Here is a 23,749-nt window from a genome sequence, read left to right as displayed (position 1 = left end):
CCACGATGACCCGGAATGCCGCACACCGGAAGCCCCCGCGCGTCCTGTCCTCGCGGGGGCTTCCGCATGCGCGCCCGCCGGGTGAGGTGAGAAGACGGTCACGAGGCGAACGCTTGTTGCGACTCTTTTGCAACTGCACGCTACCAGCGGAAAGCGGTCTCCGTGAGCTGGAGGGCGCACGGGGAACGGCCCCCGCGTGTCCACGCGGGGGCCGTCGGCAAAAGCCCGTCAGCGGCGCTCGCGCGTCCGCTGCCAGGCGTATCCGGTCGCCGCGAGCACCAGCGTCATCGCGCCCGTCGAGTACAGCTGCACCCGCGTGTCCGGCTCCCGGGCCATGAGCACGAAGACCGTCGCCATGCCGGCCAGCGCCACCCAGGTCAGCCACGGGAACGCCCACATCCGCACGGTCAGCCGCTCCGGCGCCGCACGCTCCAGGCGGCGGCGCAGCCGGAGCTGGGAGACGGCGATGAAGACCCAGACGACCAGGATCACCGCGCCGATCATGTTCAGCAGCCAGGCGAAGACGTCGTCCGGCCGCCAGTAGCTCAGCAGCACGCACAGGAAGCCGAAGACCGAGGAGGCCAGCACGGCCACGCGCGGCACCCCGCCCGACACGCGGCCCAGCCGCTTCGGGCCCTGGCCGCGCTCCACCAGCGAGTAGGCGATGCGGGAGGCGCCGTAGATGTTGGCGTTCATCGCGGACAGCAGCGCCACCAGCACGACCACGTCCATCACCTGGCCGGCGCCGGGAATGCCGAGCCGGTCGAGGGCGGCGACGTAGGGGCCGTCCTCCACCACCTCGGGGGAGTCCCAGGGGACGAGGGCGACGATGACGGCCATCGAGCCGACGTAGAACAGGGCGATCCGCCACATCGCGGTGCGCACCGCGCGCGCCACGCCCCGGACCGGGTCCTGCGACTCGGCGGCCGCGATGGTCACGGTCTCCAGGCCGCCGTACGCGAAGACGGACGCGAGCAGGCCGATGACCAGGCCCTCGGCGCCGTTGGGCAGCAGCTCGGTGAGGTTCGAGCCGCCCGGCGAGTCGGTGCCGGGCAGCACACCGGCGAGCGCCAGCACGCCGAGGACGAGGAACAGGGTGATCGCGCCGACCTTGAGGGCGGCGAACCAGAACTCGAACTCGCCGAAGTTCTTCACCGCGGCGAGGTTGGTCCCGCAGAACACCACCATGAACAGCGCCACCCAGGCCCACTCGGGCGTGCCCGGCAGCCAGCCGCTGACGATCTGCGCGGCGCCGATGCCCTCCAGGCCGACCGCGGTGCACAGCAGCACCCAGAACGCCCAGCCCGCGGTGAACCCGGCCCAGGGCCCGATGGCCCGCTCGGCGTGGGAGGAGAAGGACCCGGAGGAGGGATACGCGGCCGACATCTCGCCCAGCATCCGCATCACCAGCATGACCAGCAGGCCGGAGAGGGCGTAGGCGATCACGATGGAGGGGCCGGCGGCGGCGATGCCCGCGCCGGAACCGACGAACAGTCCGGCGCCGATCACCCCGCCGAGGGCGATCATCGACAGGTGGCGCTGTTTGAGGCCGTGCGAGAGGGAGACGCTCTCGGTGTCCGGAGGCGTCTCGACCGTGGTGGGGGGCATGGGTGCGGCTCGTCCAAGAGGGGGAGACGACAAAAACGCCCCCAGTCTGGGCAGCCGCCCGACGGTCACGGGGCGGTCGCCCAGCATATGGACGGCAGCCAAGCGGAGGGTCACAGTCCGCTCACTGCGGGGTGGTCGTCGCGCGACGGCCGGGCGGCCGGACCGTGACGCCGCCCGCCGCCCGGACCATGGCCGGCGGGCAGGACGCCCCCGCCCCCGTTGGCGGATCCCCACAGCCGCCGCCGCGCCGGGCCGTGTCGGCGACACCACGTCACCTCAGTGACCGGTGTCACCTCCCGCGAGGTGTGGCCCCCGTCCTTTGTCCGGAGCCCACCAACTCCCCGTTCGTGCCTTTGTCGAGCGCTGCCGGTGATCGGCACGAGGGCCCCGGTATAGCGTCGCCGTGTTCCCCTTGCCCTCACTCCGGGAGTCCCCATGAGCACCGCCACCGTCACCACCGCCCGGCCCGGACAGGTCCTCGCCGACCTCGTCCCCGCCTCCCGCGTCCGGGACGCGGCCCTCGTGTTCGGCGGCGCCGCGCTCACCGGTCTCGCCGCCCAGATCGCGGTGCCCGTGCCCGGCTCCCCGGTGCCGGTGACCGGCCAGACCTTCGCGGCGCTGCTCGTCGGCACCACCCTCGGCGCCCGCCGCGGCTTCGCCTCCCTCGCCGTGTACGCGCTGGTGGGCATGGCGGGCGTGCCGTGGTTCGCGGAGGGCAGGTCCGGGACGGGCATGCCCTCCTTCGGCTACGTCCTCGGCATGCTGCTGGCGGCCGTCGTCGTGGGCGCCCTCGCCCGCCGCGGCGCCGACCGCTCCGCCTGGCGCACGGCCGGCACCATGCTGCTCGGCTCGGCGGTCATCTACGCCGTCGGCGTGCCGTACCTGGCCCTGGCCACCGGGATGTCCGCCTCCGCCGCGATCGCGGCCGGCCTGACCCCGTTCCTCATCGGTGACGCGCTCAAGGCGGCGCTCGCGATGGGCCTGCTGCCCACCGCCTGGAAGCTCGTCGACAAGCGCTGACGACCCCCTCGCACGCCGAAGGGCCCGGCGGGCGCTGCGAAGGCGCCCGCCGGGCCCTTCCGTCGCCTCAGGGGCGGGGCCGGGCCCGCCCGCACCCCGTCCCGGTCCAGTCCGGGGCGGCGGCCCCGCGGCCCGCCGTCCGCGGCTCACGCTTCTCGCGCGCCCCACCCTGCGCCTCCCCCCCGCACCGGCCGTGTCACACTCGACGCATGCGCGTGTATCTCGGCTCCGACCATGCGGGCTACGAACTGAAGAACCACCTCGTCGAGTGGCTCAAGGAGGCGGGACACGAGCCCGTCGACTGCGGCCCGCACCTCTACGACGCCCAGGACGACTACCCGCCGTTCTGCCTCCGCGCCGCGGAGCGGACCGCCGCGGACCCCGGCTCCCTCGGCATCGTGATCGGCGGCTCCGGCAACGGCGAGCAGATCGCCGCCAACAAGGTCAAGGGCGTACGGGCCGCCCTCGCGTGGAGCGAGCAGACCGCCGCCCTGGGCCGCGAGCACAACGACGCCAACGTGGTGGCCGTGGGCGCGCGCATGCACACACAGGAAGAGGCGACCAAGTTCGTCGAGATCTTCCTCGGCACCCCGTTCTCGGGCGACGAGCGCCACATCCGCCGGATCGACATGCTCTCCTCCTACGAGACCACCGGCGACCTCCCCCCGATCCCGGCGCACCACCCGCAGCGGTAAGGACAGCAGGCAGCGAAGCGAGCGAGGGGGGACCGTGCCCGAGGGACACACCATCCACCGGCTGGCCGAGGACTACGCCAAGGCCTTCCCGGCGGACACGCCCCTGCGCGTCACCAGCCCCCAGGGCAAGTTCAGCGACGCCGCGGCCCTCCTCGACCGCACCCCGCTGCGCACCACCGACGCCCACGGCAAGCACCTCTTCCTGGGCTTCGGCGACCCCGGACACCCCGAGTGGGTGCACATCCACCTCGGCCTCTTCGGCAAGGTCGCCTTCGGCCCCGCCCCGGCGCCGCCCCCCACCGACACCGTGCGGCTGCGCCTGGCCGGCGCCGGCGCGTACGTCGACCTGCGCGGACCCACCACCTGCGCCCTGATCACGGAACCCGAGAAACGGGCGGTGCACGACCGGCTCGGCCCGGACCCGCTCCGGCCCGACGCCGACCCCGGGCGCGCGTACCGCAGGATCAGCCGCAGCCGCACCACGATCGCCGCGCTCCTCATGGACCAGAAGGTCATCGCCGGCGTGGGCAACGTCTACCGCGCCGAGGTGCTCTTCCGGCACGGCATCGACCCCTACCGGGCCGGCAAGGACATCACCCGGGAGCAGTGGGACGCGATCTGGGACGACCTGGTCGCACTGATGCGGGAGGGCGTCCGCACCAACCGCATCGACACCGTCCGCCCCGAACACACCCCCGAGGCCATGGGCCGCCCGCCCCGCGTCGACGACCACGGCGGCGAGGTGTACGTCTACCGCCGGGCGAACCGGCCCTGCCACATCTGTGGCGGCGAGATCCGCACCGCCGGTCTCGCCGCCCGCAACCTCTTCTGGTGCCCGGGTTGCCAGCGCCCCTGACCCCGGACGCCGCCCGGCGGGCCGCCCCGGGTCAGAAGCCGTGCGGCAGCCACGGCGCCGGGTCGCTGCCGAAGGCGAGGGCCGCCTCGGCCAGCGCGCCGCCCCGCAGCTCGCGCACCCGTCCGGCCGCCGCCAGCGCGGTCAGGCTCACCCCGCCCAGGTAGGCGGCGCCCAGCTCCCGCACGGACAGGGCGAGGTCGGCCGCGTCCCGGGTGCGCTCGCAGGACGCCCCCTTGGCGTCCCCGCTCAGCCGCCAGCGCCCCGCGTTCCACGGGCAGAAGGCGTCCTCCACCTCCAGCACCACGTCCACCGGGGCCCGGTACGCGCGCGCCGCCAGCGCCGCTCCGGCCTCCACCAGCCGCACGTACAGCGCGTCCCGGCGGGCCGGACGGCAGCGCCGTATGTCCGACACCAGGTACTGCCAGCCCTCGTCGACCGGTCGGCCCCGCGCCACCAGCGACGACGTCAGGTCGATCTCGAACAGGAACCGCCACAGCGCCGCGCCCGCCGCCGGGTCCAGCGCCTCCAGGGCGCTCAGCACCACCTGGCCCTCGTGACCGCCCGGACCCCAGGACGGCTTCACCCGGAACCGCGCGTACCCGACGCTCTCCCCGTCGCGTTCGGCGACCACGCACTGCAGCGGCGACGCACCGCCCCGCTCGCCCGCCGGGTCGAGCAGCCCGACCCGCTCCCAGCCGGGCCGCCGCGCCAGCATCCCGGCCCGGCCGGGCACCAGCCGGGCGTAGATCCCCTCGCAGACGTCCAGCGCCTCGGCGGGCTCCGCGTACCGCACGTGCACGTCATCCGTGCCGTCCGGGACCGTCAGACCCGCGCGCACGGTGTCGATCTCCGCGTCCAGCTGGAAGGTGGCCGCTCCGTAGCCGAACCGGCCGTAGATGGCCGGCTCCGACGCCGTGAGCACCGCCAGCGGCTCGCCCCAGGAGCGGACGTCGTCCAGCTGACGCCGCATCATCGACGTCAGCACCCCGCGCCGCCGGTGCGTGGCCGCCACGCTCACCATGGTGACGCCCGCGGCCGGCACCGAGGCCCCGCCGGGCACCGTCAGCCGGAACGAGAAGGCGCCCGCGGTCCCCACGCACCGGTCACCGTCCCAGGCGGCCAGCGAACGCTCGAACTCGGTGAGGGACCGCCACAGTTCCCGCTCCTCGTCCGACTCCGGCACACCGCCGAAGGCACGGACGAGGTTCCCGTACATCGTCTCCCACTCGTCCGGCCGCAGGACCCGGAGCTCGGGCGCGCGGCCCGTCCGATCGTTCGTCATGGAGGCATGCCTACCAGGGGTCCGCGATCCGGGCGAGGCAATTTCCGCCGCCCCGGTCCCAGGACGCCCCCGCGTGAAGTTCACTGTGAGTGCGGTCCCCGTCCGAGGGGACAAGCTGGACCTCCCGTGCCAAGCGGCCGGTTGGATGGATAGGGTCCCGAACTGATGGCAGCAGGACGAGAGCGGCGCGCGGCGGCCGAGACGTTCACGGCCCGGGTGAAGAAGCAGTGGCACCGGGTCCGCGTCGGCGTGCGTCGGGCCGCCGTCGACTGGTTCCGCGGCGACGGCTCCGACTGGATAGCGCTCGTCGGGCTGCTCCTCACCGTCCCGCTGATCACCGCCGGCACCCTCGCCAACTCCGTGTGGTGCGCGCCGGCCGCCCTGTGCGTCCCGATCGTCGCGGGCGGCCTGCTGCTGCGCCCGGCCAGCCTGCTCGGGCTGTACGCGGCGGCGGCCACCGCGCTGATCGTGGAAGCCGTCCGACTCGGCCCGTACACCGAGGGCGTGGCCCGGGTCACCCCCGGCGTGGTCCTGGTCGTCGCGGCCTGCGGCTTCTTCGGCCTGCTCGTCGCGCAGTTCCGCAGCCGGGTCGGCGTGCCCTGGCGGCGCGGCGGCACCATGCTGTTCGACCTGCGCGAACGCATCCGGGTGCAGAGCAAACTGCCCAAGCTGCCCACGGGCTGGCACCGGGAGATGGCGCTGCGCCCGGCGGGCGGCCAGTCCTTCTCCGGCGACTTCGTGGTGGCGGCCCGCACCAACGGCGGACGCACCCTGGAGGTCGTCCTCACCGACGTCTCCGGCAAGGGCATGGACGCCGGCTCGCGCGCCCTGCTGCTGTCCGGCGCCTTCGGCGGGCTGCTCGGCAGTCTGCCCCCGCACGACTTCCTGCCCGCCGCCAACGGCTATCTCCTCCGCCAGGACTGGGACGAGGGGTTCGCCACCTCCATCCACCTCGTCCTCGACCTGGACTCCGGCGACTACGAGCTCTACTCCGCAGGACACCCGCCGGGCCTCCAGCTCAGCGCGGGCAGCGGCCGCTGGGAGGAGAAGGCGGCCGACGGCCCCCTGCTGGGCGTGTACGACGGCGCCCAGTTCGACCCGGTGAAGGGCTCGCTGCGCCCCGGCGACGTGCTGATGCTCTTCACGGACGGCCTGGTGGAGACCTCCGACCGGGACATGGTCGAGGGCATCGACCGGCTCACCGGCGAGGCCGACCGCTATGTCGCCGGAGGCTTCCACGGCGCGGCCTGGCACCTCATCGAGGCCGTCGCCAAGGACGTCAACGACGACCGGGCGCTGCTGCTGATCTGCCGCGAGGGCCCCACCGCGGCCGCCGCCCGCTGAGCGGCGCCGGGCACACTGGAGGCGTGAACCGGACACCGATCATGGACCTGGCCGAGGTGGAGGCCACCGCCCGCGCCGCGCACGCCGGCCAGACCGACAAGGCGGGCCGCCCCTACGCCGAACACCTCCGGGCGGTCGCCGAGGGCGTCCGGCGGCGCGGCGGCGACGACGAGCAGATCGCGGCGGCCTGGCTGCACGACGCCGTGGAGGACGACAGGCTCAGCCACGCGTGGCTGGAGGGGGCGGCGCTCACCCGGCGCACCAAGGACATCGTGCGCGCCGTGACCAAGCGGTCCGGCGAGCCGCCCGAGGACTACGCGGCCCGCGTCCTGGCCACCCCGGGCGCGCTGCTGGTGAAGGAGGCGGACCTGGCGCACAACGCCGACCCGGCCCGCCTCGCCGTCCTCGACGACGCCACCCGCACCCGGCTGACCGCCAAGTACGCGCGGATGCGCGCCCTCCTCGGCCTGACCTAGACGGAGACCTTCTCGCCGGGCGCGCGCACCTCGGCGGGCCGGGGCCGCTCTTGGACCAGGGCCACCGCGCTCGCGTCCCGCCGGAACGCCCAGTCCATGCGCGGCTCCACCACGCACCGCAGCGCCCGCCGCACCGGCCGGGTGCACATCAGCGTCACCGCGGCGGCCGCGAAGAGGGTGAGGCCCAGCACACCGAGCGGCTCGCGCAGCGCGGGCTGGTCGTAGAAGTCCGTGTAGTTGCCCGCCCGCACCAGGAAGGCGTGCAGCAGATAGCCGTAGACCGTGCCCGCGCCGAGGGCCGTGAACCACATGCGGCGGCGCGGCACCCAGGCGAGGAAGCAGACGGTCGTCACCAGCGAGCAGCCGAGCGTGGCGGTCACCATGAGCGGCCCGGCCCACCAGGCGGCGCCCAGCTCCTGGGCGGCGTCGCTGTGGTACAGCCAGCCGAGCCGCAGGTCCGGCGTCGTCCACCAGGCCGCGGCCGTCACCGCGGCGAACACCGGCACGGACAGCAGGCGCACCGAACGGCGCTTGACCATCCGGAAGTGCTCGGGCCGCAGGGTGAGGCCCAGCACGAAGAAGGGGAGGAACTGCAGCACCCGCTGCAGCTCCAGGTCGTCGCCGATCCGCGGGGACACCGAGCCCAGCGCGGCGAGGACCAGCGAGACCGGCAGCGGGTGCCGGATCGTCCTCCACACCGGCGTGGTCAGCCGCCACACGAACAGCGCGCACAGGAACCACAGGTGGTAGGTGGGGTCCAGCAGCGTGACGCCGCGCTCCGGCTCGTCGTTGGCGTAGCGCGCGAAGAGGGAGTACGCGGTCTCGAAGACCACGTAGGGGACGACGACCCCGGTGACCAGCCGCTGGACGTGCCGGGGGCGCAGGTCGAAACCGCGGGAGAAGTAGCCGGAGATGAGGATGAACGCCGGCATGTGGAACGTGTACACGACCCGGTAGACGGTCTCGACCGCCCCGTCGTCCAGGATCTGCCCCCAGGCGTGGCCGACGGCCACCAGCACGATCGCCAGGTACTTGGCGTTGTCGAAGAAGGCGTCGCGCTGTCTGCCGCCCGGTGCGGTCCGGGAGTCCTCCGGGGCCCCGGTGCGCGGGGCCGGCACTCCGTCCGCCGGTGTCTGCGCCGGAGGGAGCGGCGTCCTGCTGTTGCCGTACGGTCGCTGCGAGTTCGTCACTGGCCCTCCCGGCGGGGACGCGGGGAGGCGATCGGGGAGCTCGCTGCGCTTGCGGGGGACGAGGCAGCGTGGAACATCTCAGGCACCCTAGCGTTGTCCTCGGGAATCCGTAAAACGCCCGACGTCATTCCTGTTTATCGCGTTCGAGTACCCCGGATTCGGCAAGGTGCGCATGCGGCCGGCGTGAGGGGCGGCACAGCTGAACAGGCGCTGCGTCGGCCCCCGTTCTCGCCCTTCTTGTCGGGATCGCCCCGGACGAATCCGGTCATCGGGTCGTGTGGCGACTCCGATGACATGTCCCCTTGTCCGGGCCGAATGCGGGTCATTCGAATCACCTGCGAACACGTTGTGAGGGTGTGGAGAAGGAGGCGTCCGCAAGTCGCGCATAAGCGCTCAGGGGATCGCTCAATTCCCCGCGCGGATGCCCTCTCGAATTGCCGTACGGGAAACAGGTGTTGCATTCGAAAGGCCCGTGCGTCGCCCCGGTCCGTCCGCCGCGCCGGCGACGGGAGCGCGACTGCGGGGCGGACGATGCGTCAGCCGCCGCATGACCTGGCCGTGTTGGTGGCACGATGGTTCTGGCGGGGTGCGCGGGGATGCGTCGCCCGGGCCGGCGAAGCCGAACCGACCAAGGGTGTGATCAGTTGTGGCCATTTCACTGTCAGTGGTGCTGCTGTTGGCGATCATCCTGGTGGTGCTGATGAGAGGTGGCTCCCTCAAGCCCGGACCGGCGGTCGTCGCCGTCCTCTTCGGCTTCTTCCTCGCCTCGACGGGCATGGCCGACGACATCCAGCGGTTCCTGGACTCGATAGCCGACATGATCAACTCGATCACCTTCTGACCCCGCCCCACGGCAAGGTCCCCCACCGACGCACCTCAGGGCCGGCCCGGACACCCCGGACCGGCCCTGAGGCGTGCCGGGGAGTCGACCATGTGGTTGCCGCATACGGCGTCGGCCGCGGAGGGGCACGAGACGTGAGCACGGAGGGGACGTGGAGCAGGAGCGGGAACGGCGGATGGGGCGTGCGAGGCTGACCGGCGCGGCCGTGACGGCGGTCCCGGCGGTCGCGGCCGTGGTCGGCCTCGGGCTCGAGGCCGGTCTGCCGTGGTGGGGAGTCGTGACGGGCGCCGTGCCGACGGCCGCGCTCGCCGGCTGGGCCGGGTCGCGGATCGGCCGCATCCGCGGTGCCCGTGACGAGGTCCTGGAACCGGGGGAGACGGTGCTCGGCACCTACGCCGCCCGGCCCCCGTACCGGGAGCACCTCCCGCCGAACGCCCACGAGGGTCCGCAGTACGAACTGCGCCTGACCACACGCAGCATGGAGATGTGGGAGCGCAGCGTCCTGCTGTGGCGCCATCCGCTGCCGGAGCTGCGCCTGCTCGCCGAGGGACCGAGGCTGCGGATTTTCCACGACGGGCGCGAGGCCGGGACGATGATCCTGGGGGACGCCGCGCGGGAGATACGAGGGCTCGCCCGACGGTACGGGGCCGCCTGAGGCGCCCGGTCCGGAGGTACGGCGAAGGCCCAGGGAGCGGGTGCACACCCCCTCACCTGGGCCTCAGCCCTTCCGGAGCGGGCGACGGGAATCGAACCCGCGTAGCCAGTTTGGAAGACTGGGGCTCTACCATTGAGCTACGCCCGCACGGTGCGCGCCGCGCGTCTGCGACCGCGGCACCGAGAGGCATCGTAGCGGGTCGCACGCCCTCGACGCACACCCCGTGTCCGGCCGGCCGCCGGGTGCCGCACCGCGAAGGCGAAGGCGGCGGCCCTTTCGTCCGCGTGCATGTACCCTACGGATCGACCAGACGGGGTGTGGCGCAGCTTGGTAGCGCGTCCGCTTTGGGAGCGGAAGGCCGTGGGTTCAAATCCCGCCACCCCGACCAGCCACCTCCTCACCATCGGTGATCGCAGCCTTTTGGGTGCCGCAGTCGCTGCCGTTACTATGCAAGCTGCACGCCCGTGTGTCTCTGAAGTCCTCCGGGCGGCGAATCGGCCGGACCGTTCTGGTCCCGGCAGAACCCGAGAAGTCAGCCACAAGGAGACCGAACCGTGAAGAGCGCCGTGGAGACCCTGAACCCGACCCGGGTTCGGCTCACTGTCGAGGTGCCCTTCGAGGAGCTCAAGGACAGCCTCGACGCGGCGTACAAGAAGATCAACCAGCAGGTCACGGTGAAGGGCTTCCGCAAGGGCAAGGTCCCGGCCCGGGTCATCGACCAGCGCTTCGGCCGTGGTGCGGTCCTGGAGGAGGCGGTCAACGACGCCCTCCCGAAGTTCTACACCGACGCCGTGAACGAGGCGGAGCTGAGCCCGCTGGGCCAGCCCGAGGTCGACATCACGGAGCTGAAGGACGGCGAGACGCTGAACTTCACCGCCGAGGTCGACGTCCGCCCGGCCATCGAGATCCCGGACTACTCCGGCATCGAGGTCGAGGTCGACGCCGTCGAGGTCACCGACGAGGACGTGGAGAAGTCGGTCGAGGAGCTCCGTGAGCGCTTCGCCTCCACCTCCCCGGTCGAGCGGGCCGCCGAGGACGGCGACGTGGTCACCCTCGACCTGGAGGCCAAGGTCGAGGGCGAGGTCCTCGAGGACGGCGTCGCCAACGGCGTCTCCTACACGATCGGCTCCGGTGAGCTGCTGGACGGCATCGACGACGCCGTGAAGGGCCTGGAGGCCGGTGGCGAGGCCACCTTCACCTCCGAGCTGAAGGGCGGCTCGGCGGCCGGCAAGGAGGCCGAGGTCACCGTCAAGGTCACCCAGGTCGCCAAGCGCGAGCTGCCCGAGCTGGACGACGAGTTCGCGCAGCTCGCCTCCGAGTTCGACACCCTCGAGGAGCTGAAGGCGGACAGCCGCAAGCGCCTCGAGAACATGAAGCAGTACGACCAGGCCACGCAGGCGCAGGAGCGCGTCCTGGACAAGCTGCTCGAGCTGGTCGAGATCCCCGTCCCCGAGAAGCTGCTCGAGGACGAGATCAACACCCGCAAGCACAACCTCGAACACCACCAGCTGGGCCAGATGGGCCTGGACCTCGCGAAGTACCTGGAGATCCAGGGCAAGACCGAGGAGGAGTTCGACAACGAGACCCGCGAGGCCGCGATCAAGGGCATCAAGACCCAGTTCGTGCTCGACGAGCTCGTGAAGCAGGAGAAGCTCAACGTCAACCAGGAGGAGCTCACCGAGCACCTCATGCGGCGTGCGGCCTCCTCCGGCATGTCCCCCGACCAGTTCGCGCAGGCCGTCGTCGAGCAGGGCCAGGTCCCGCTGCTCGTCGGTGAGGTCGCCCGCGGCAAGGCCCTGGCCGTCGTGGTCGAGAAGGCCACGGTCAAGGACACCAACGGCGAGATCGTCGACCTTGACGACGAGGAGGACGAGGCCGCCGAGGCTCCCGGGGCCGAGGCCGCGGAGACCTCCGCCGACGAGAAGGCCGAGGAGAAGACCGAGGGCTGAGCCCCCGGCACGGTGATCGACCGAGAAGGCCCCGGGGCGAACCCCCCGGGGCCTTCTCGTCACCGGGGGCCGGACACCTTCGGGGGCGCGGGGAACCGCGCGAGCCACCACGACACACCCGCGGCCGGGCACGCACATCGAGCCTCCCGGCGGGCCCCGCCGCCCCGCCCCCGACTACGCCCCCGGCGAACACTCCCATCTCCGGGATTCCCCGAAGGGACCCGCGCGTTAGGGTCCATGAATACCAGGGCAGTGGAGTCTCCGATACGGCTCCCGCCCCGCAGGGAACACGTGAGACGGCCCGGCGCCGTCGTAAGACGAGCAGGTGGATACGTGACGAATCTGATGCCTTCAGCCGCCGGCGAGCCTTCCATCGGTGGTGGCCTCGGCGACCAGGTCTACAACCGGCTGCTCGGCGAGCGGATCATCTTCCTCGGCCAGCCGGTCGACGACGACATCGCGAACAAGATCACCGCACAGCTGCTGCTCCTTGCCTCGGACCCCGACAAGGACATCTACCTCTACATCAACAGCCCCGGCGGTTCGATCACGGCCGGCATGGCGATCTACGACACCATGCAGTACATCAAGAACGACGTGGTGACGATCGCCATGGGTCTCGCGGCGTCCATGGGGCAGTTCCTGCTCAGCGCCGGCACCCCCGGCAAGCGCTTCGCGCTGCCCAACGCCGAGATCCTGATCCACCAGCCCTCCGCAGGCCTCGCCGGCTCCGCCTCGGACATCAAGATCCACGCCGAGCGGCTGCTGCACACCAAGAAGCGCATGGCCGAGCTCACCGCCCAGCACACGGGCCAGACGGTCGAGCAGATCACCCGTGACTCGGACCGTGACCGCTGGTTCGACGCCTTCGAGGCCAAGGAGTACGGCCTCATCGACGACGTGATCGCCACGGCCGCCGGCATGCCGGGCGGCGGCGGCACCGGGGCCTGAGCGGTCCCCGCGAGGCTCCACGAGCCCCGTGGGACCCCGCCCGGGCCCCGTGACAGCCCCCGGGGCCCCAGCAGCCCCAGCCGACCGCCTCAGCCCCTTTCAGGAGACACCGTGAACGCATTCCCCGGCAGCGGGATCCACGACCGCATGCAGGCCGCGCAGGACGCCGGCTCGCAGGGCCGCTACACCGGTCCGCGGGCCGAGTCCCGTTACGTCATCCCGCGCTTCGTCGAGCGCACCTCCCAGGGCATCCGCGAGTACGACCCGTACGCGAAGCTCTTCGAGGAGCGCGTGATCTTCCTCGGCGTGCAGATCGACGACGCCTCCGCCAACGACGTCATGGCGCAGCTGCTGTGCCTGGAGTCGATGGACCCCGACCGGGACATCTCGGTCTACATCAACAGCCCCGGCGGCTCCTTCACCGCGCTCACCGCGATCTACGACACGATGCAGTACGTGAAGCCGGACATCCAGACGGTGTGCATGGGCCAGGCCGCCTCCGCCGCCGCGGTCCTGCTCGCCGCCGGCACGCCCGGCAAGCGCATGGCGCTGCCGAACGCCCGGGTGCTGATCCACCAGCCGTACAGCGAGACCGGCCGCGGTCAGGTCTCCGACCTGGAGATCGCCGCCAACGAGATCCTCCGCATGCGCACGCAGCTGGAGGACATGCTGGCCAAGCACTCCACCCGCCCGATCGAGAAGATCCGCGAGGACATCGAGCGCGACAAGATCCTCACGGCCGAGGACGCGCTGGAGTACGGCCTGATCGACCAGATCATCACCACCCGGAAGATGGACAACTCCAGCCTGCGCTGAGGCGGGGCTGGGGTGTAACGTCTGCCGCCCCTTGGCACGGTTTGGCACGGTCCACGTCAAAGTGAACCGTGCCGAGGGGGGCCCGTACGGGGGGCCAGGCAAGGTACCGTCGGACATAAGGCAGCACCAGGAGCCGCCGGACACGGACGTCCGGTCGTCTCCCAGGCGAAGGGGAAGCACACCGTGGCACGCATCGGTGACGGCGGCGATCTGCTCAAGTGCTCGTTCTGCGGCAAGAGCCAGAAGCAGGTCAAGAAGCTCATCGCAGGGCCCGGTGTGTACATCTGCGACGAGTGCATCGACCTCTGCAACGAGATCATCGAGGAGGAGCTCGCCGAGACCAGCGAGGTCCGCTGGGAGGAGCTCCCCAAGCCCCGCGAGATCTACGAGTTCCTCGAGGGGTACGTGGTGGGCCAGGAGGCGGCCAAGAAGGCGCTCTCCGTGGCGGTCTACAACCACTACAAGCGCGTCCAGGCCGGGGAGAACGGCGGCGCCCAGGGCCGTGACGACGCCATCGAGCTGGCGAAGTCCAACATCCTGCTGCTGGGCCCCACGGGCTCCGGCAAGACGCTGCTGGCGCAGACCCTCGCCCGCATGCTGAACGTCCCGTTCGCGATCGCCGACGCCACGGCGCTCACCGAGGCCGGCTACGTCGGCGAGGACGTCGAGAACATCCTGCTCAAGCTGATCCAGGCGGCCGACTACGACGTCAAGAAGGCCGAGACCGGGATCATCTACATCGACGAGATCGACAAGGTCGCCCGAAAGAGCGAAAACCCGTCGATCACCCGGGACGTCAGCGGCGAGGGCGTGCAGCAGGCCCTGCTGAAGATCCTCGAGGGCACCACCGCCTCCGTGCCGCCGCAGGGCGGACGCAAGCACCCGCACCAGGAGTTCATCCAGATCGACACGACGAACGTGCTGTTCATCGTGGGCGGCGCCTTCGCCGGTCTTGAGAAGATCATCGAGGGCCGGGCGGGCGCCAAGGGCATCGGCTTCGGCGCGACGATCCGCTCCAAGCGGGAGCTGGAGTCCAAGGACCAGTTCGAGGAGGTCATGCCGGAGGACCTGGTCAAGTTCGGCATGATCCCCGAGTTCATCGGCCGGCTCCCCGTCATCACCAGCGTGCACAACCTCGACCGCGAGGCGCTGCTGCAGATCCTCGTCGAGCCGCGCAACGCGCTGGTGAAGCAGTACCAGCGCCTGTTCGAACTCGACGGTGTGGAGCTGGACTTCGAGCGCGAGGCGCTGGAGGCCATCGCCGACCAGGCGATCCTGCGCCAGACCGGCGCCCGCGGCCTGCGCGCCATCATGGAGGAGGTCCTCCAGGGCGTGATGTACGAGGTGCCGTCCCGCAAGGACGTGGCCCGCGTGGTCATCACCGCCGACGTGGTGCTCTCCAACGTCAACCCCACCCTCATCCCGCGCGACTCGCGCGGCCGGGGCTCCGGCGAGCAGAAGACGGCGTAGTCCCGCACGCCTCCCGGGCGTTCGGGCACAGGACGACGGAAGGGCGTCCGGCGCACCGCGCCGGACGCCCTTCCCTCTGTCCGGGGCCTACTCGGCGACCCGGACCTCCTTGCGCACGTCGGCGGCCAGCTCCGCGGACTCGTCGAGCGAGTACGTCTTGCCGGCGGCGGTCGGCTCGACCACGGCGACCGTGCTGTGGTCGGCCCACACGCACATGAACGTCGTCTGGTCCTTCTCGGTGACCGGGTGCTGGGTCTCCGCCTCCTGGCACTTCATCACGGCGCCGTCCAGCCCGCCGGGGGACACCGACCTGGGCTCGCCGACCAGGTTGACCTTCTCGTCGTCGGTGTTCTTGTGCATCTGCGTGAACATCACGTCGAGCGCCTTCTCCGGGTCCTCGACCTCGCCGTAGACGCCGAAGTAGGTGATGTTCTCCGCCGACTCCAGCTTCGCCACGTCGGCCGAGTCCTCGGGGTCGAGCTGCGTGAGGTCGATGGTGGAGTAGAGGGCGCCGACCGAGGTCGCGTCGCTCACGCCGGCCGTCGCCAGGTTCTTGGCGTCGCTGGAGCTGGCCTCCTTCTCCTGCGCCGGGCCCTGACGGTCGTACTTGTCCGAGAGGACCGACGAGGGCGCGGTCAGCTTGTGCGGGCCGTCGTCCTCCAGGCCGCCGGCGCCCCCGCCGCCGCCGATCAGGAAGTACGCGCCCACACCGATGGCCGCGACGACCGCGACCGCGCCGACGACGATCCCGGCCTTCTTGCCGCCGCCTCCGCCGGACGCCGGGGGCTGCGGCGGCATGCCGTACTGCGGCTGGCCGTAGGGCGGCTGCTGCGGCGGCACTCCCGGGTGCCCCGGGTGGCCGGGCTGGGGCGGGTAGCCGTAACCGGGCTGGCCGGGCGGGGGCGTCTGCTGGGGGTAGCCGTAACCGGGCTGGGGCGGGGTCTGCGGCGGCTGGCCGTACGGTCCCGGCTGCTGGCCGTAGGGACCGGGCTGCTGGGGCTGCCCGCCGTACGGGCCCGGCTGGTTGAAGCTCATGACTGGGTTCCCCCTCGTGTTCGCTGCTGCGGTGCCGTCAGACCTTGACGCGGATCTGCTCGCGGAGCTGGGTGGTGAGGTCGACCGCCGTGTCCTTGCCGACCCCCGTGCCGGCGTTGTCGCCGGGCGAGACCATGCCGACCGTGCTGTGGTCGGCCCAGGCGCAGAACCAGTCCGTCGACTCCTTCTTGGTGAGCGCGTTGACGCTCTTCGTCGACTGGCACTTCGCCACCGTGCCGGCGATCTCGACCTCCTCGGGGTCGCCGACCAGCTCGGCGTTCTGCATGCCGCTCGAGGAGCCGGAGGACGCCTTCTCGACCTGCTCCTGGATGTTGGAGAAGAACTTGTCGAGCGTCTTCTCCGGGTCGGTGATCTCGCCGTAACCGCCCACCATGGTGACGCCCTTGGCGGTCAGCAGTTCCGACTGGTCGGGGAAGTCGCCCGCGGTGCCGGGGTCGGCCGGGTCGTAGTCGCCGAAGTCGGCGGTGGACCACTGGCCGAGGACGGCCGTGCCGTTCTCGACCCCGCTCCCCTCCATGTCCTTCGCGGTGTCGGAGCCGCTCTCCTCGGTGCCCTCGCCGAACCGGTGGTATTCGCCCAGCACGGTCTTCGGCGTGGTCAGCTTGTGCGGGCCGTCGTCCGTCAGACCGGCCGCGCTGCCGCCACCGCCGCTGCCGCCGAGGAGGAGGTAGGCGCCCACGCCGATGGCCGTGACGACCGCGACGGCGCCGACGACGATCGCGGCCACCTTGCCGCCGCCGTTGCCGCCGGAGGCAGGGGGCTGGGACGGCATGCCGTACGGGGGCTGGCCGTACGGGGGCTGGCCGTACTGAGGCTGCCCGTACGGGGAGGGCTGGCCGTGGGGCGGCTGCTGCGGGTAGCCGTAGCCGGGCTGGGCGGGCGGGGGCGTCTGGGGGTGGCCGTAACCGGGCTGCGGGGTCTGCGACGGTCCGCCGTAGGGCCCTGGCTGTCCGTACGGACCGGGCTGCTGCGGCTGCCCGCCGTACGGTCCCGGCTGGTCGTGACTCATGACGGGGTTCCCCTCCAGACGTTTACGTGCTGCTGACATCCTGGCTCAGAGTCGGCGGCTCCAGACCGGCGGGGGTCGCACCGTTACAAAGAATCGAGTTTCGGAACAGCACCGTGACGGTCCTAAACTGAGCGCGTGACCGACAACGCTCAGCAGCAGCCACCAGCGCCCACGACCGAACTGCCGACCCAGTACGCGCCGGCCGACGTAGAGGGGCCGCTGTACGAGCGCTGGGTGGAGCGGGGTTACTTCGAGGCGGACGCGAAGAGCGACAAACCGCCGTACACCATCGTCATCCCCCCGCCGAACGTCACCGGCAGCCTGCACCTCGGCCACGCCTTCGAGCACACGCTGATCGACGCCCTCACCCGCCGCAAGCGCATGCAGGGCCACGAGACGCTGTGGCAGCCCGGCATGGACCACGCCGGCATCGCCACGCAGAACGTGGTCGAGCGGGAGCTCGCCAAGGAGGGCAAGTCCCGCCACGACCTGGGCCGCGAGGCGTTCGTCGAGCGGGTCTGGAAGTGGAAGGCCGAGTCCGGCGGGCAGATCTCCGGCCAGATGCGCCGCCTCGGCGACGGCGTCGCCTGGACCCGTGAGCGCTTCACCATGGACGAGGGCCTGTCCAAGGCCGTCCAGACGATCTTCAAGCGGCTCTACGACGACGAGCTGATCTACCGAGCCGAGCGCATCATCAACTGGTGCCCGCGCTGCCTGACCGCGATCTCCGACATCGAGGTCAACTACCAGGAGGACGACGGCGAGCTCGTCTCCATGAAGTACGGCGAGGGGGACGACACCATCGTCGTCGCCACGACCCGCGCGGAGACGATGCTCGGCGACACGGCCGTCGCCGTCCACCCCGAGGACGAGCGCTACCGGCACCTCGTCGGCAAGCTGATCAAGCTGCCGCTGACCGACCGCTCCATCCCGGTCGTCGCGGACGAGCACGTGGACCCCGAGTTCGGCACCGGCGCCGTCAAGGTGACCCCGGCCCACGACCCGAACGACTTCGAGATCGGCCGGCGCCACGACCTGCCGTCCATCACCGTGATGGACGAGCGCGCCGTCATCACCGCGCACGGCCCCTTCCAGGGCCTGGACCGCCTCGAGGCCCGCTCCGCCATCGTCGCCGCCCTGCGCGCCGAGGGCCGGATCGTCGCCGAGAAGCGCCCCTACGTCCACTCCGTCGGCCACTGCTCGCGGTGCAGGACCACCGTCGAGCCGCGGCTGTCCATGCAGTGGTGGGTCAAGGTCGGCCCGCTCGCCAAGGAGGCCGGCGACGCGGTCCGCGACGGCCGGGTCGCGATCCACCCGCAGGAGATGGAGAAGCGCTACTTCGACTGGGTCGACAACCTCCACGACTGGTGCATCTCCCGGCAGTTGTGGTGGGGCCACCGCATCCCCGTCTGGTACGGCCCGGACGGCGAGGTCGTCTGCGTCGGACCGGACGAGGAGCCGCCGAGCGGCGAGGGCTGGCGCCAGGACACCGACGTCCTCGACACCTGGTTCTCCTCAGCCCTGTGGCCCTTCTCCACCCTGGGCTGGCCCGAGCGGACCGAGTCGCTCGCGAAGTTCTACCCGAACTCCGTCCTGGTCACCGGCTACGACATCCTCTTCTTCTGGGTCGCCCGGATGATGATGTTCGGCCTCTACGCCATGGACGGCACCCCGCCGTTCCACACCATCGCCCTGCACGGCATGGTCCGTGACCAGAACGGCAAGAAGATGTCCAAGTCCTTCGGGAACGTGGTCGACCCGCTGGACTGGATGGACAAGTACGGCTCCGACGCGCTCCGCTTCACCCTGGCGCGCGGCGCCAACCCGGGCGTCGACGTGCCGATCGGCGAGGACTGGGTCCAGGGCTCGCGGAACTTCGCCAACAAGATCTGGAACGCCACGCGCTTCGCGCTGATGAACGGCGCCACGGTCGAGGGCCCGCTGCCGGACGCGTCGGCGATGTCGCCGACCGACCGCTGGATCCTGTCCCGGCTGAACTCGGTCGTCGCCGAGGTCGACGCGTACTACGACGACTACCAGTTCGCCAAGCTGTCGGACGCGCTCTTCCACTTCGCCTGGGACGAGGTCTTCGACTGGTACGTCGAGCTGTCCAAGACGACGTTCCAGGCGGGCGGTGAGGCGGCCGAGGTCAGCAAGCGCGTCCTCGGCGAGGTCCTCGACGTCACGCTGCGGCTGCTGCACCCGGTGGTCCCGTTCGTCACCGAGACCCTGTGGACGACGCTGACCGGCGGTGAGTCCGTGGTCGTCGCCGACTGGCCGGCCGACAGCGGTTTCCGCGACGAGGCCGCCGAGCAGGAGATCGCCACGCTCCAGTCGGTGATCACCGAGGTCCGCCGGTTCCGCGCCGACCAGGGGCTGCAGCCCGGCCAGCGGGTCCCGGCCCGGCTCACGCTGGAGGGCACCGCCCTCGCCGCGCACGAGCCGGCCGTCCGCCAGCTGCTGCGGCTCCAGCCGGAGGGCGAGGCCTTCACGGCCACGGCGACCCTGCCCGTCGCCGGTGTCGAGGTCGCGCTGGACCTGTCCGGCGTGATCGACGTCGCCGCCGAGCGCAAGCGGCTCGCCAAGGACCTCGCCGCCGCCGAGAAGGAGAAGGCCCAGGCGACCGCGAAGCTCGGCAACGAGGCGTTCCTGGCCAAGGCCCCGGACCAGGTGGTCGACAAGATCCGCACGCGGCTCGCCAAGGCGGAGGAGGACATCGTCCGCATCCGCGCCCAGCTCGAGCGGCTGCCCCAGGCCTGATCCCAGGCCCGCGGCCCCCGACCGGTACCTTCCGGCCGGGGGCCGTTCACGTCGCGGTGGGGACCCGGTAACCCGGGAGAGGGAACCTGCGGGCTCCGCCCGCCGGCCGGCCCCCGTGCGCCGGCCGGCCCCGCCGCCAGGAGTCCCCGCCGATGTCCTCACCCGTGTCCCCCGCCGCCGCGCCGGAAGCGCCGGACCGCACCGCCGGCCGGGAGCGGCGGTACGACATCGACCTGCTGCGCGTGCTGTGCACCGCCGCGGTGGTGCTGGTGCACGCCTCCGCCGAGTTCATCGACGCGGGCCACCGCACCACCGGGATCCTCGGCGACACGGCCGGGCGGTTCGCGGTGCCGGTGTTCTTCGCCATGGCCGGCTGGGCCGCGCTGTCCGGCGCGCCCGTGGGCGACGAGGCCCGGCTGCTGTCCCGGCTCGGCCGGATCCTGCGCCCGATGGCCGTGTGGACCGCCCTGTACTTGCTGTGCGCGCACCTCACCGGCGGTCCCGGCGCCGCCACGGGCGAGGAGACGGCACGCGCCCTGTTCGGCTCCGTCGAGGCGGCCTTCCACCTCTGGTACCTGTACGCCTACGTCCCCCTGATCCTGCTGCTCGGCGTCGTGGTGCTGGTGGTGCGGCGGCGCGCCCTGCCCCGCCGGTCCCTGGCGCTGCTCGCCGTCCTCGCGGTCACCCCCGTGCTCATCGGCGACGTGCGGGAGGTCACCGGCTGGGCGCCGCCCGACTGGGGGTGGTCGGTGTCGCTGTCCACGGTGGTGTACGCGGTGGCCGGCGCCGCCCTGCTCGCCGCCCCGCGCCTCGGACCGCGCGCGCTGTGGGCCGCGGGCGCCGGGGTCGCGTTCGCCGGCCTCGCCGTGTACCAGCTCACGGTGCGCCACCCGGCCGCGTACGGGGGCGTGGCGGTGGCCGCCGTGACGTTCGCGGTGCTCGGCACGGTGGCCCGGGTGCGGGTGCCGGAGCGGGTCCGGCCGCTGGTGGCGCGGTTGTCGGACGCGTCGTTCGGGACGTACCTGGTGCATCTGCTGTGGGTGCGGCTGCTGACCGGGCCGGTCGCCGGGCGGGTGCCGGACGGGCCCTGGGCGCCGGTCGCGCTGGCCGTGACGGCGGTGGCGGCGGCCGCGCTGTCCTTCGCCGTGAGCGTGCTGTGGGGGCGGCCCGGGTGGCGGAAGTGGCTCGGCTGACCGCGTGCCGGGGGGTGCGGGGGAGCACCCGCGCCGCTCCGTAGACTGGGGACCGTGAGCGAGCGCCCAGATTCAGCAGGTCCCGACCCGGACGACACCTTCGACGAGTTCGCGGAGCTCGTGGAGGAGGAGACCCGTCGCGACCCCGACCTCGCGGTGATCGAGGCCGGCAGCCGTACGCTGCGCACCCAGGGCGGTCCGCCGCAGGCGGACGTCCCCGCGCGCCCCGCCGACCCCGAGGTCGACAAGGCCCTGCGCGAGGTGGAGGCGGAGCTCGCCACCCGCTGGGGCGAGACCAAGCTCGAGCCCTCGGTGGACCGCATCTCCGCGCTGATGGACGTCCTGGGCGAGCCGCAGCGCTCGTACCCGTCGATCCACATCACCGGCACCAACGGCAAGACCTCCACCGCCCGCATGATCGAGGCCCTCCTCGGCGCCTTCGACCTGCGCACCGGCCGCTACACCTCCCCGCACGTCCAGTCCGTCACCGAGCGGATCAGCCTCGACGGGGCGCCCGTCTCCGCCGAGCGGTTCATCGAGACGTACCAGGACGTCAAGCCGTACGTGGAGATGGTCGACGCCGCGCAGGAGTACCGGCTGTCCTTCTTCGAGGTGCTGACCGCCATGGCGTACGCGGCCTTCGCCGACGCGCCCGTGGACGTGGCGGTCGTCGAGGTCGGCATGGGCGGCGCCTGGGACGCGACGAACGTCATCGACGCCGGCGTCGCCGTGGTGACGCCGATCGACCTGGACCACACCGACCGGCTCGGCGGCACGCCCGCGGAGATCGCCGGGGAGAAGGCCGGCGTGATCAAGCCGGACGCGACGGTCGTCATGGCGCAGCAGCCGGTGGACGCCGCGCAGGTGCTGCTGAAGAAGGCCGTCGAGGTGGGTGCCACCGTGGCCCGTGAGGGCCTGGAGTTCGGCGTCCTCGACCGGCAGGTCGCCGTCGGCGGCCAGCTGATGACGCTGCGCGGGCTGGGCGGCGAGTACACCGAGGTGTACCTGCCGCTGCACGGCGCCCACCAGGCGCACAACGCGGCGGTGGCCCTCGCGGCCGTCGAGGCGTTCTTCGGCGTCGGCGCCCAGCGCGCCGGATCGCTCGACATCGACACCGTGCGCAAGGCGTTCGCCTCCGTCGCCTCGCCGGGCCGGCTGGAGGTGGTGCGCCGGTCGCCGACCGTCGTGCTGGACGCCGCGCACAACCCGGCGGGCGCGCGGGCGGCGGCCGCCGCGATCGGGGAGGCCTTCCAGTTCAGCCGCCTGATCGGCGTGGTCGGCGCGAGCGGCGACAAGAACGTGCGTGAGCTGCTGGAGGCGTTCGAGCCGGTGTTCGCCGAGATCGTCGTCACCCGGAACTCCAGTCACCGCGCGATGGACGCCGACGCGCTGGCCGCGGTCGCCGTGGAGGTGTTCGGCGAGGAGCGCGTGCAGGTCGAGCCGCGGCTGCCGGACGCCCTGGAGGCCGCGATCACGCTGGCCGAGGAAGAGGGCGAGTTCGCGGGCGGCGGCGTGTTCGTCACCGGTTCCGTCATCACGGTCGGCGAGGCCCGGCTGCTCCTGGGGAAGGGCTGAGATCCCGTGCGTACGCTCTGTTCTTCGACGCTGATCGGCGAGTTCCTCATCATCGGGTTCGCCGGTCTGGTCGCGATGAAGCAGCCCGACCTGTCGACCGGCACGGTGTGGACGGTCTGCGGCATCGCCATGTTCCTGTCCGTCGTGCTGTGCGGGATGGTCGGCCGGCCGGGCGGGGTCGCGCTGGGCTGGGCGCTGCAGATCGCGCTCGTCGCCTCCGGCGTGTTCGTCCCGGTGATGTTCTTCCTGGGCGGGGTGTTCGCGCTGCTGTGGTGGGCGTCGGTGCACTTCGGGCGAAAGGTGGACGAGGCGAAGGCCCGTTTCGCCGCACAGGCGGAGGAGCCCGACACTGCGTGAGGGACCGTCCGACACGCCCGGTAACCTCTTTGCCCCGCACCATTTGACGCACAAGGAGCCCGCAGTGACCCAGCGCACCCTCGTCCTCCTCAAGCCCGACGCCGTCCGTCGTGGCCTGACCGGCGAGATCATCAGCCGCATCGAGCGCAAGGCCGGCTGGAGGATCACCGCGCTGGAGCTGCGCACGCTGGACCAGGACACGCTGGAGCAGCACTACGGCGAGCACCGGGGCAAGCCCTTCTACGAGCCGCTCGTGGAGTTCATGGCGTCCGGCCCGGTCGTCGCGATGATCGTCGAGGGCGAGCGGGTCATCGAGGGCGTGCGCCGGCTCGCCGGGCCCACCGATCCCATCGCCGCCGCCCCGGGCTCGATCCGCGGCGACTACGGCGTGATCGTGCGGGAGAACCTGATCCACGCGTCCGACTCGGAGGAGTCCTCCGACCGGGAGATCAAGGTCTTCTTCCCGGGCCACGCCTGAGGCCGTTCCGAGGCGCGCCGGTCGCAGTCGTGACCGGCGCGCCCCGTTCTGGGCGGGTCCGACGGTGACCCGGTGCGGCCGGGCGGACACGGTAGGGTGTCGCCGCGCACGGGATGCGGGACCGCGACGAAATCCGCGCATAACGATCACGTCGCGGCCGCGGCCTGG

Annotated in this window: 21 protein-coding genes and 2 tRNA genes; 17 read left to right on the top strand and 6 right to left on the bottom strand. The window is 72.0% G+C overall.

Translation table 11 applies throughout. The features are described 5' to 3' along the window. Positions 1-228: 228 nt before the first annotated feature. Positions 229-1,608 carry an amino acid permease gene (locus ACWH4W_RS00890; protein WP_473073944.1) on the bottom strand — a complete coding sequence of 460 codons (1,380 nt, stop codon included), beginning with the start codon at positions 1,606-1,608 and terminating at the stop codon, positions 229-231. A 435-nt stretch (positions 1,609-2,043) separates the two neighbouring features. Here ACWH4W_RS00890 and ACWH4W_RS00885 point away from each other — a divergent pair, with 435 nt between their 5' ends. The 3 genes from ACWH4W_RS00885 (at position 2,044) to ACWH4W_RS00875 (ending at position 4,179) form a co-directional block, all read left to right on the top strand. Next, positions 2,044-2,628, top strand: a complete 585-nt coding sequence (locus ACWH4W_RS00885) for a biotin transporter BioY (protein ID WP_473073943.1) — start codon at positions 2,044-2,046, stop codon at positions 2,626-2,628. A 209-nt stretch (positions 2,629-2,837) separates the two neighbouring features. Continuing rightward, positions 2,838-3,323, top strand: coding sequence for a ribose-5-phosphate isomerase (locus tag ACWH4W_RS00880; RefSeq protein ID WP_473073942.1), 486 nt, complete (start codon positions 2,838-2,840; stop codon positions 3,321-3,323). Positions 3,324-3,357: 34 nt separating this feature from the next. Next, a complete protein-coding gene (locus ACWH4W_RS00875) occupies positions 3,358-4,179 on the top strand; it encodes an Fpg/Nei family DNA glycosylase (protein WP_473073941.1) in 822 nt (273 codons plus the stop codon). 31 nt (positions 4,180-4,210) lie between these two features. Here the strand turns inward: ACWH4W_RS00875 and ACWH4W_RS00870 are convergent, their stop codons facing one another. Beyond that, complete coding sequence (locus ACWH4W_RS00870; protein ID WP_473073940.1) at positions 4,211-5,461, bottom strand: GNAT family N-acetyltransferase; 1,251 nt, start codon at positions 5,459-5,461, stop codon at positions 4,211-4,213. A gap of 165 nt (positions 5,462-5,626) precedes the next feature. Between ACWH4W_RS00870 and ACWH4W_RS00865 the strand changes: the two genes are divergently transcribed. Continuing rightward, positions 5,627-6,805, top strand: coding sequence for a PP2C family protein-serine/threonine phosphatase (locus ACWH4W_RS00865; RefSeq protein ID WP_473073939.1), 1,179 nt, complete (start codon positions 5,627-5,629; stop codon positions 6,803-6,805). Positions 6,806-6,846: 41 nt separating this feature from the next. Next, positions 6,847-7,281 (top strand): HD domain-containing protein, encoded by a 435-nt coding sequence (locus ACWH4W_RS00860; protein WP_473077379.1) that lies wholly within the window; start codon positions 6,847-6,849, stop codon positions 7,279-7,281. On the opposite strand, the gene ACWH4W_RS00855 is transcribed toward ACWH4W_RS00860, so the two are convergent. Then, positions 7,278-8,471 (bottom strand): acyltransferase family protein, encoded by a 1,194-nt coding sequence (locus tag ACWH4W_RS00855; protein ID WP_473073938.1) that lies wholly within the window; start codon positions 8,469-8,471, stop codon positions 7,278-7,280. The two genes, ACWH4W_RS00860 and ACWH4W_RS00855, sit on opposite strands and share 4 nt — an antisense overlap. A gap of 646 nt (positions 8,472-9,117) precedes the next feature. On the opposite strand from ACWH4W_RS00855, the gene ACWH4W_RS00850 reads away from it, so the two are divergent. Beyond that, positions 9,118-9,312, top strand: a complete 195-nt coding sequence (locus ACWH4W_RS00850; protein WP_473073937.1) for a hypothetical protein — start codon at positions 9,118-9,120, stop codon at positions 9,310-9,312. A gap of 151 nt (positions 9,313-9,463) precedes the next feature. Further along, a complete protein-coding gene (locus ACWH4W_RS00845; protein ID WP_473073936.1) occupies positions 9,464-9,967 on the top strand; it encodes a hypothetical protein in 504 nt (167 codons plus the stop codon). Between the two features lie 76 nt (positions 9,968-10,043). Here ACWH4W_RS00845 and ACWH4W_RS00840 read toward each other — a convergent pair. After that, positions 10,044-10,114 (bottom strand) — tRNA-Gly (locus ACWH4W_RS00840). Positions 10,115-10,278: 164 nt separating this feature from the next. Between ACWH4W_RS00840 and ACWH4W_RS00835 the strand changes: the two genes are divergently transcribed. From ACWH4W_RS00835 to clpX, 5 genes are all read left to right on the top strand, one after another. After that, positions 10,279-10,355, top strand: a tRNA-Pro gene (locus ACWH4W_RS00835). 166 nt (positions 10,356-10,521) lie between these two features. Next, complete coding sequence (gene tig, locus ACWH4W_RS00830) at positions 10,522-11,916, top strand: trigger factor (RefSeq protein ID WP_473073935.1); 1,395 nt, start codon at positions 10,522-10,524, stop codon at positions 11,914-11,916. A gap of 345 nt (positions 11,917-12,261) precedes the next feature. After that, positions 12,262-12,867 carry an ATP-dependent Clp protease proteolytic subunit gene (locus ACWH4W_RS00825; protein WP_030858107.1) on the top strand — a complete coding sequence of 202 codons (606 nt, stop codon included), beginning with the start codon at positions 12,262-12,264 and terminating at the stop codon, positions 12,865-12,867. 111 nt (positions 12,868-12,978) lie between these two features. Next, on the top strand, positions 12,979-13,683 hold the full coding sequence (locus ACWH4W_RS00820; protein WP_473073934.1) for an ATP-dependent Clp protease proteolytic subunit: 705 nt from the start codon (positions 12,979-12,981) through the stop codon (positions 13,681-13,683). A gap of 183 nt (positions 13,684-13,866) precedes the next feature. Then, positions 13,867-15,153, top strand: a complete 1,287-nt coding sequence (gene clpX / locus ACWH4W_RS00815) for an ATP-dependent Clp protease ATP-binding subunit ClpX (protein WP_473073933.1) — start codon at positions 13,867-13,869, stop codon at positions 15,151-15,153. A gap of 87 nt (positions 15,154-15,240) precedes the next feature. Here clpX and ACWH4W_RS00810 read toward each other — a convergent pair whose 3' ends face one another. Together ACWH4W_RS00810 and ACWH4W_RS00805 are read right to left on the bottom strand one after the other, a co-directional pair. Further along, entirely contained in the window at positions 15,241-16,188 is a 948-nt protein-coding gene (locus ACWH4W_RS00810; protein ID WP_473073932.1) for a hypothetical protein, read from the bottom strand. A 37-nt stretch (positions 16,189-16,225) separates the two neighbouring features. Beyond that, the gene (locus ACWH4W_RS00805; protein ID WP_473073931.1) at positions 16,226-17,218 is read right to left on the bottom strand and encodes a hypothetical protein; all 993 of its coding nucleotides are present in this window, start codon (positions 17,216-17,218) and stop codon (positions 16,226-16,228) included. Between the two features lie 135 nt (positions 17,219-17,353). Between ACWH4W_RS00805 and ACWH4W_RS00800 the strand changes: the two genes are divergently transcribed. From ACWH4W_RS00800 to ndk, 5 genes are all read left to right on the top strand, one after another. Next, positions 17,354-19,978 (top strand): valine--tRNA ligase, encoded by a 2,625-nt coding sequence (locus ACWH4W_RS00800; protein ID WP_473073930.1) that lies wholly within the window; start codon positions 17,354-17,356, stop codon positions 19,976-19,978. Between the two features lie 152 nt (positions 19,979-20,130). Then, complete coding sequence (locus tag ACWH4W_RS00795; protein ID WP_473073929.1) at positions 20,131-21,171, top strand: acyltransferase; 1,041 nt, start codon at positions 20,131-20,133, stop codon at positions 21,169-21,171. 54 nt (positions 21,172-21,225) lie between these two features. Continuing rightward, positions 21,226-22,746, top strand: a complete 1,521-nt coding sequence (folC, locus tag ACWH4W_RS00790; RefSeq protein WP_473073928.1) for a bifunctional tetrahydrofolate synthase/dihydrofolate synthase — start codon at positions 21,226-21,228, stop codon at positions 22,744-22,746. 6 nt (positions 22,747-22,752) lie between these two features. Beyond that, on the top strand, positions 22,753-23,103 hold the full coding sequence (locus ACWH4W_RS00785; RefSeq protein WP_473073927.1) for a DUF4233 domain-containing protein: 351 nt from the start codon (positions 22,753-22,755) through the stop codon (positions 23,101-23,103). A 64-nt stretch (positions 23,104-23,167) separates the two neighbouring features. Further along, the gene (ndk, locus tag ACWH4W_RS00780; protein WP_473073926.1) at positions 23,168-23,581 is read left to right on the top strand and encodes a nucleoside-diphosphate kinase; all 414 of its coding nucleotides are present in this window, start codon (positions 23,168-23,170) and stop codon (positions 23,579-23,581) included. Positions 23,582-23,749 lie beyond the last annotated feature (168 nt).

Source organism: Streptomyces sp. DSM 120436 (assembly GCF_055778765.1).
This window is presented reverse-complemented; position numbering and strand designations above follow the sequence as displayed.

Bases quoted from the DNA above. Each gene is read 5' to 3' on its own strand.
- ACWH4W_RS00890 (WP_473073944.1), bottom strand. From the start codon at position 1,608: ATGCCCCCCACCACGGTCGAGACGCCTCCGGACACCGAGAGCGTCTCC.
- ACWH4W_RS00885 (WP_473073943.1), top strand. From the start codon at position 2,044: ATGAGCACCGCCACCGTCACCACCGCCCGGCCCGGACAGGTCCTCGCC.
- ACWH4W_RS00880 (WP_473073942.1), top strand. From the start codon at position 2,838: ATGCGCGTGTATCTCGGCTCCGACCATGCGGGCTACGAACTGAAGAAC.
- ACWH4W_RS00870 (WP_473073940.1), bottom strand. From the start codon at position 5,461: ATGACGAACGATCGGACGGGCCGCGCGCCCGAGCTCCGGGTCCTGCGG.
- ACWH4W_RS00865 (WP_473073939.1), top strand. From the start codon at position 5,627: ATGGCAGCAGGACGAGAGCGGCGCGCGGCGGCCGAGACGTTCACGGCC.
- ACWH4W_RS00860 (WP_473077379.1), top strand. From the start codon at position 6,847: ATGGACCTGGCCGAGGTGGAGGCCACCGCCCGCGCCGCGCACGCCGGC.
- ACWH4W_RS00825 (WP_030858107.1), top strand. From the start codon at position 12,262: ATGCCTTCAGCCGCCGGCGAGCCTTCCATCGGTGGTGGCCTCGGCGAC.
- ACWH4W_RS00810 (WP_473073932.1), bottom strand. From the start codon at position 16,188: ATGAGCTTCAACCAGCCGGGCCCGTACGGCGGGCAGCCCCAGCAGCCC.
- ACWH4W_RS00805 (WP_473073931.1), bottom strand. From the start codon at position 17,218: ATGAGTCACGACCAGCCGGGACCGTACGGCGGGCAGCCGCAGCAGCCC.
- ACWH4W_RS00795 (WP_473073929.1), top strand. From the start codon at position 20,131: ATGTCCTCACCCGTGTCCCCCGCCGCCGCGCCGGAAGCGCCGGACCGC.